This is a genomic window from Shimia sediminis (genome assembly GCF_003990645.1).
GTDB classification, from domain to species: domain Bacteria; phylum Pseudomonadota; class Alphaproteobacteria; order Rhodobacterales; family Rhodobacteraceae; genus Shimia; species Shimia sediminis.
Window position 1 is genome coordinate 107,367 of sequence record NZ_RYZK01000012.1, and the last position, 7,410, is coordinate 114,776.

Sequence of the window (7,410 nt, forward strand, 5' to 3'; positions counted from 1 at the left end):
CGCTCAGGCCGAGCGGCGCGCATGTTGGGCAGTCTTGTATTCGGTCCAGCTGATACGAAGAACCGCGACGATCGTCATGATACAGAACAAAAGCGCGATGGGACGTTGCAACAGCAGGCCAAGCGGATCGCCCTGCGCAACCAGGATAAACGAACGGAACGACAACTCGAACTCGGGCGCCAACACAAAGCCAATCAGAAAGGCGACAAAGGAGTAGTCGAATTTCTTCATGAAGTAGCCGATTATGGCAAAGATGATCATCACGTAGAGATTGAAGATGCTGTTGGACGCGGCGTAGACTCCTGTCAGGCAGGTCAACCCGATCACGGAATAACTGATGTATTCCGGCGCCTTGACGATGTGGCTGTAGATGCCGCTACCCAACAATCCTACGATCAGATTGAAGAAGTTCGCGACGAACAGGATCGTGAAAATCCCGTAGATCAATACCGGCTGCGTTTTAAAGACATGCGGACCGGGTTCGATGCCATGCACCAAAAACGTGCCGATCAGGAGCGCGGTTGTCACATTGCCTGGAATGCCCAGCGTCAGCAGCGGCACAAAACTGCCCCCGACCACCGCGCTGTTGGCAGCCTCGGGGCCTGCAACTCCATCCACCGAACCCGAGCCAAACTCTTCCGGTTTCTTGGAAAACCTCTTGGCCGCGCCATATCCGACAAAGGCCGCCATTGAGCCGCCAATTCCGGGCAGGGCCCCGACCGCCGAGCCGATCAAGCTCGACCGCAGGATGGTTTTCCAATAGCTAAAGAACTCTGCCAGCCCGATCCCGGGGCCACTCGAATGGCCGACCGTTGCCGCGGCGGCGTTCGGGTTGCTCCGGCGACGTTCAAGACTGCGCTCGACGGCGATGATAACCTCGGTCACACCCAGCATTCCGATCGCGATCGGCAAGAGAGGCAAGCCATCCTGCAACTCGATGAAGCCGAAATTCAGGCGGGGGCTTGCCGTCATCGGGTCCAACCCGACCATGGCGCACAAGACGCCAATGGCACAGGCGGTCAGACCCCGGCTCATCGAGCGCCCGGTCAAACCGGCGACGAAGGTAAAGGCGAAAAGCACAACAAACGTCAACTCGGCAGGGCCGAATTTGAGCGCGACTTTCGAGAAGGGCGCCGCCACAACATAGAGCAGGAAATCTGCAAACACCGCCCCGCCGACCGAGGCAAACAGCGCCATCTGCAGCGCGCGCTTGACCTGTCCCTTTTGTGCCAAAGGATAGCCGTCAAAAGCCGTGGCCGTGGCCTCGGGCGAACCCGGTATATTCAGAAGGATGGCCGAAATTGATCCCCCAAAGGTCCCACCTTTGTAGATTCCGACCAGAAAGGCGATTGCGGTCAAAGGGTCCATCCCAAAGGTCACCGGAGACAACAACGCGATCGCCATCGCCGCTGTCAGCCCCGGAATGGCCCCCATGAAGATCCCGATCGAAACGCCGATCAGGATCGCGATCACGGGACCAATGGACAGCGCGCTCAGAATGCCTGCAAAAAGTGCGTCCATTGGGTCAGCCTTTCAGAGCCAGAAATTCGGGAAAAGCCTTCGCGTGCACGCCGAGGCCATAGCGCAGACCAAGATAGAGCACGATCGCCACCAGTACCGAGACCAGCGAGATCGCCATTTTGTTGCGCCCGCCTGCCGAGGCCATGAGCACGGCGAGCAGGACAATGGATGCAGGGATATAGCCGATCACGGTAAATGCCAGGCTGTAGGCGACCATCAGGCCGCAAACAAAGAGGATCGCGGCAATCTGAGGGGCGGCAATAGCCACATCAATTTCGGCACCGACATCCATGGTCTTAGCCTTGTCCGCGCGCGCCATGAGGCCGCGGACAAGGTTCAAAATGGACAAGCCCAGTATCAGACAGAGAGCCAATTCCGGTAGCATCGCTTCACCTGATGCAAAGGGTGTTCCTCCGCTGCGAAGCTCTGATTTGCTGACCCAGAGCCCGACTAGGCTCAGGGCTATCAGCAACAATGACATGATACGTCGATTTTGCATTGTGTTATCCGTTAGTACTGGCCTGCCAGTCGACCTTAGCGATTTTGGTCAGTTGCCAGATGCCGAAATCACAGCCTGCATCGCTTTGGTGATTTCCTCGATGGACTGCGCCGTTTGCGAGCCATTCATTGGCGGGATGCCAACATAGCGGCCCGTAACCAGTTCCTGGAATCCTTCGGATTTTGCCGCCTCCAAAAGAGCTCCCTCTAGTTTGGCTTTCACATCATCCGGCAGGCCCTTGGGTGCCGCAATGACCGAATTGTAGCTGACCGCGGGATAGCCAAGGCTCGACATTGTCGGCGCATCCGGCGTGGCGTTCAGCGGTTCCGAACCAGACGCAGCAAGCGCAATCATCTCGCCGGATTTAACGTACTGAACGTGTGGGCCGCCACTCAGGCCGAAATCCACGTGGCCGCCAAGGATCTGCTGCATCATGTTCGCGCCACCCTTGACCGGCAGCGGAATGATAACGACGCCCGTGGCCTTCATAACCGCTTCCATCTGCAAGCGATCCGCCGGCCCGAGCGAGCCGAACTTCAGAGGCATGCCGGTGGCTTTCGCATGTTCGATCATCGAGTTGAAGTCGGTCCAGGGCTTGTTTGCCAACGAAACAAAGGCTGTGTCAAAGCGCGCCATCGTCAACAGGTAGTCAAAGTCGTCCTTGGTATAGTTCACCTTGCCCTGGAGCGGGTTAAACCCGAAAGTCAGACTAGTCGCCACCACGACGGTGTAGCCATCCGCCGGAACGTCCTTGACCGCAGTTGCCGCAATGCTGCCGCCTGCGCCGCCTTTATAGGTATGCACAATCGGCTGCCCCAGGATTTCAGTCAAAGGCTCGGACAGCTTGCGGGCCATAGCATCAGAAAAACCACCGGGTTTGAAACCAATGACCATCTCAACCGGTTTGTCCGGGTAGGTGTCGGCGACGGCGAAACTGGCCATTGCGCTGCAAATAATCGCAGAATTTCTTAAGGTTAGAGCGAACTTTCGAAACGCGTTCATGGGTTTTCTCCTTTGTGGGTTGACCATAAGCTCGCCCAAGGAGGCACGTCGCGCAAATTCCTTCGCGCGATTGCCGCAATAACAGAATGATATGACGATCCGCCGAATAGCTTACAATTAGGTATTGCCTGATCGCACTTTGATGGGTCAGTCGCAAACTTTCTGGCCTGATTGCCATGAGCGGCGCAGATCGGCATGTTGTATCGGCAAATCAACAACGCAGGTACTTGTCATGATATCGTTCAAAGGATGTCACTTCCCGAAATCTGTCATTCTTCACGCGATATACTTCTATCTCCGGTATTCAGTTTCATTGCGAGACTTGGAAGAGATCTTGGCTGAACGCGGTGTCGTAGTTGATCACGCAACACTCAGCTGATGGGTGGTGAAATTCTCGCCACTGGTTGCCATCGAGGCGCACAAACGCAAAAGAGCTGGCGCTATTTCTTGGAGGATGGACGAAACTTACATCAAGGTTCGGGGTCAATGGACGTATCTATACCGTGCAGTAGACAGGGACGGAAAAACCCTTGATTTTATGCTATCTGAGAAGCGAGATACTGCGGCGGCAACGCTGTTCTTCGCCAAAGCTCTGGCCAGCAGCGGAATTCCCTTGAGGATTGTGATCGACAAGAGCGGCTCCAATGGTGCCGGGATCAAAGGGGTGAATAAGATCCTCAAGCGCTTTGGTTACCCCACAACGATCACTACTGTGAGATCTAAGTATCTCAATAATGTGATTGAACAAGATCACAGGTTCATCAAGCGGCGAACGCGTCCAATGCTGGGGTTCAAATCTTTCAGTTCGGCTTCAGCCACACTCCAAGGCATCGAGGTTGCTCAGATGATCCGTAAGAAACAATTTAGGCTGGAAGGGTCTGGTTTCGCACAGTTTGCGGCGCTCGCAGGATAACTGTGTTCAGCAGACAGAATACTCTCAACTTTCCGAAAAATTTGCGACAAAACCGATGGATACCATCAGAACCGTTGAGCGTTCAGAAGTCGAACCTGAGCGCCAATTCCAGGCCGTAGACATATGTGTCGTTAAAGCTGCCGATACCGTCGAGGAAGGCTTCGATATCAAACACCAGGCTATCGCTGAGGCCGTAGCGGAGCCCGGCATCAATACGTGCCCGCCCGCCACTGGTTTCCTGAAGAAACGCTGTCGCGCCGCCGGAGCCGTTCAATTCGGACCATGTAGCTGAAATCCCGCCTGTCAGAGTCAACTCGCCAACATCGACCATGACATCCTTTTCAATGCCAAGCCCAAGCGAAAAATCGGTTGTCGAAACACTGAGTGCGGCAACCGGATTGCCAAGGCCGTCCACATAGGGCTGGAGGTCGTCATGTGCATGGGTCAGGCTCAGCGACGGGATCAGCCTCGTTGTTTTGTCGACCTCATACTCTCCGGTCAGGTTTGCCATGATCAGATAACGGTCACTGGAAAAGCTGTCTGTAAAAGTGCCAAGCGGCGTAATGTCGTTTGACGTTTCTCCAAAGAGAGCCCGCGCGTCAAAGAACAGGGGTTGATCGCCGATGCGTGTTGCGATGTAGGGGCCAATCAGCCAGCCCTCGCCATCGATGTCCACGCCCCCGTCGGACGACTGCGAGGCCACATCATATTGGAACATGACACCTGCAATAAGATCTTCCCCAAGCTTGGTATGTGCCCCGACCGACAACAGCCCATAACTCAGCTCATAATCATCATTTTCGGAAATGGACCCTGTTGCCGCAATCCAGAATGGCAACATCCCACCTGAGTGAAGATCAATATTGGCCGTTCCCCGCGACACGCTTGAGTTTATTCTGGGGCGCGGATCGCCGGTCAGAAAGCCAAGCACATCGGGCTGATTTTGGATCAACGCTTGGTTCCGCATTTCAAAAAACTTGGTAATGTGCTCGGTGGCGACGCGCGCACTGTCAATCGAAGCGGTGACACTGGCCGCAGCAGTTGGGTCACCGCTGACGTCATTTGCAGCTCCATCGGCGACGCTGACCGTGACATTTCCGGTGCCATCGGGCGTCACGGTGGCCGTGAATACAGTCGGCCCCCCCGCAAACCCGCTGAGGCTTGCGTTCGTCACGCCGATATCGCCCTGTGCAAACCCAATAACCTCTTCCGAGAAAGTGAAGGTCACGCCGAAAACATCGCCTGGGTCGAAGACGCCAGGAACACCGGTGATGGCCAGCGTCGGTGCGGTACCATCGGGCGTGTTCTCGAACAGATTGGATATAGTGTTGGGGTTGGTCGCGTCATCGATGACCGTACCGGCAGCCAATTGCACCGAATGGGCAAAATCTGTTGCCGTTGCATCGACCGTATAGACAGTTGGCCCCCCTGCCAGGTTGGCCAAGCTCACATTCGTTGTTGTGAAATCGCTCAGCTCGAGTCCTGTGACTGGCTCAGTAAAGGTTATCGTGATGGGATATGGCGTTCCGGGGAACGCTGGCGTCCCGGTCAGGGTTACGTCTGCGCCACTAAAATCGGCTGTGCCGTTCTGGGTTGTCGCAGCCACGTTGCCATTGCCGGACGGGTCTGCTGCCGCGTTCGCAGCGACGCCCACAGAAAAGACACCATCGCTGGAAGGTGTAATCAGCGCCGTATAAACCGAGGCTGAAACCGAGCTGAACGCAGACGCGGTGGCATTGGTCAACGCGATGTCGCCGCTTGCAAAACCGCTAACCGTTTCGCTGAAAGTAAACGTCGCGGTAAAGGCCACATTGGTCAGAGCTGGCACATCGGTGATTGCCACCGTAGGCAGATCGTTATCCAACTCAAAGCTGTTTTCATTCGCACCGGAGGGCGCTGTATTGGTCAGCGCGTTACTGGCCAGATCCTCAATTGTGTGTCCACCGGCAAAACTCAGCACCACTGTACCGTTCAAACCGGCCAAGTCCCCGCCCGAAGCGGTCACATCATAGGACGAAGCACTTATCGGAGTCACAGCCAACGTGGCCGTGGTGGCACCCACAACAAAATCGGTGGCGTCGACGCCTTGCACGTCTTCATCAAAGACCACCCGCCAGGTGAGCGTATCCGAATTGGTCAGAAGAGTCGTTGGTGATTGTCGCAAAACCGCGGTAACGCCCGGCGCAATGTTGTCCAAAGAATAGGTTTCATTCGTTGTGCTGGCGGTGGTGTTGCTGACGAGATTGCCCGCGGCATCAGCAGCACTATGCGTTCCAGACAGAGAAATGCCAACTGTACCATTGAACCCCGCCAGATCCCCGCCTGTGACGACAATGTCATAGGTTGACGAATTGATGAGAGTGCCACTGGTCGCTACGGCCGTTGTGCCACTGATCGCAAAGTCGCCTAGTCCCAAGCTTGCCACTGCCTCGCTGAACGTCACACGGAATGTCAGCGTATCGGCACTGGTGTCTTCCGCGGTCGGGTTTTGCCGAACGGCGGTGACGAAACTGGGGGCCGCGTTGTCCACGGAATATGTGTGATCTGTTGCCGGTTCCGAATTTGGCAGCGCATTGCCTGCTGCATCCTGAATATCCTGCCCAGGGGCCAGGTTCAGCCCCACCGTCCCGGAAAGCGAGGCCAGATCCCCTCCAGAAACGGTTACGTCATAGACCGAGCCACTGACCGCTGACACCGCAGAAACGGTGCCCGTTGTGCCTGAGGCGGCAAAATCTGCAACGCCGACATTCTGTACCGTCTCGTTAAAGGTTGCGCGGAATACCAGCACGTCTGCGTTGGTGTTTACCGAACCAGGAGTTTGGCGAGAAAAGGACTGCAGCGTCGGCGCGGTCAGGTCAGCCGTGCCGTTCTGGGTCGTCGCCGCGGTGTTTCCGTTGCCAGCCGCGTCGTCAGCAACTCCTGCATTGACGCCAACGCTGATGGCACCGTCGGTCGTCGGGGTAATCAAGGCAGTGTATTGTGTTGTCGAGACCGGATTAAAGGCCGAAGCCGTGGCATTGGTCAGGGCGATGTCGCTCTGTACAAAGCCTGTGACGGCCTCGCTAAACGTGAATGTTGCCGTGAAAGGGCCATTGGGAGATGCGGGAACACCCGTGATCCCGACCGTCGGCGCAGCATTGTCGATTGCATAGGTCTGGTTCGTCGTGCTGGCGGTGGCGTTGCTGACGAGATTACCCGCGGCATCAGAAATGTCAGACGAACCAGACAGAGAAATGCCAACCGTACCATTGAACCCCGCCAGATCCCCGCCTGAGACGCCAATGTCATAGGTTGACGAATTGATGACCGAGCTACTGGTCGCTACGGCCGTTGTGCCGCTGATCGCAAAATCGCCAACACTCACGCTTGCCACTGCCTCGCTGAACGTCACACGGAATGTCAGCGTATCGGCACTGGTGTCTTCCGCGGTCGGGTTTTGCCGAACGGCGGTGACGAAACTGGGGGCCGCGTTGTC

General features: G+C 56.2%; 4 protein-coding genes and 1 pseudogene. 1 reads left to right on the forward strand and 4 read right to left on the reverse strand.

The window, feature by feature from the left end; genetic code table 11:
- Window positions 1–3: 3 nt before the first annotated feature.
- The 3 genes from EK369_RS19105 to EK369_RS19115 form a co-directional block, all read right to left on the reverse strand.
- Entirely contained in the window at window positions 4–1,521 is a 1,518-nt protein-coding gene (locus EK369_RS19105) for a tripartite tricarboxylate transporter permease (RefSeq protein WP_127115870.1), read from the reverse strand.
- 4 nt (window positions 1,522–1,525) lie between these two features.
- A complete protein-coding gene (locus tag EK369_RS19110; protein ID WP_206198121.1) occupies window positions 1,526–2,002 on the reverse strand; it encodes a tripartite tricarboxylate transporter TctB family protein in 477 nt (158 codons plus the stop codon).
- Window positions 2,003–2,068: 66 nt separating this feature from the next.
- The gene (locus tag EK369_RS19115; RefSeq protein ID WP_164727048.1) at window positions 2,069–2,962 is read right to left on the reverse strand and encodes a tripartite tricarboxylate transporter substrate binding protein; all 894 of its coding nucleotides are present in this window, start codon (window positions 2,960–2,962) and stop codon (window positions 2,069–2,071) included.
- Between the two features lie 292 nt (window positions 2,963–3,254).
- Between EK369_RS19115 and EK369_RS19120 the strand changes: the two are divergent.
- Window positions 3,255–3,935, forward strand: a pseudogene (locus tag EK369_RS19120) (IS6 family transposase).
- 82 nt (window positions 3,936–4,017) lie between these two features.
- Here EK369_RS19120 and EK369_RS21860 read toward each other — a convergent pair.
- A partial coding sequence (locus tag EK369_RS21860; RefSeq protein WP_164727049.1) for an Ig-like domain-containing protein occupies window positions 4,018–7,410 on the reverse strand: 3,393 nt, incomplete at its 5' end.

What these genes read in the sequence shown, in the direction of transcription:
- EK369_RS19105 (WP_127115870.1), bottom strand. Translation starts at nt 1,521, where the DNA reads ATGGACGCACTTTTTGCAGGCATTCTGAGCGCGCTGTCCATTGGTCCC.
- EK369_RS19115 (WP_164727048.1), bottom strand. Translation starts at nt 2,962, where the DNA reads ATGGCCAGTTTCGCCGTCGCCGACACCTACCCGGACAAACCGGTTGAG.
- EK369_RS19110 (WP_206198121.1), bottom strand. Translation starts at nt 2,002, where the DNA reads ATGTCATTGTTGCTGATAGCCCTGAGCCTAGTCGGGCTCTGGGTCAGC.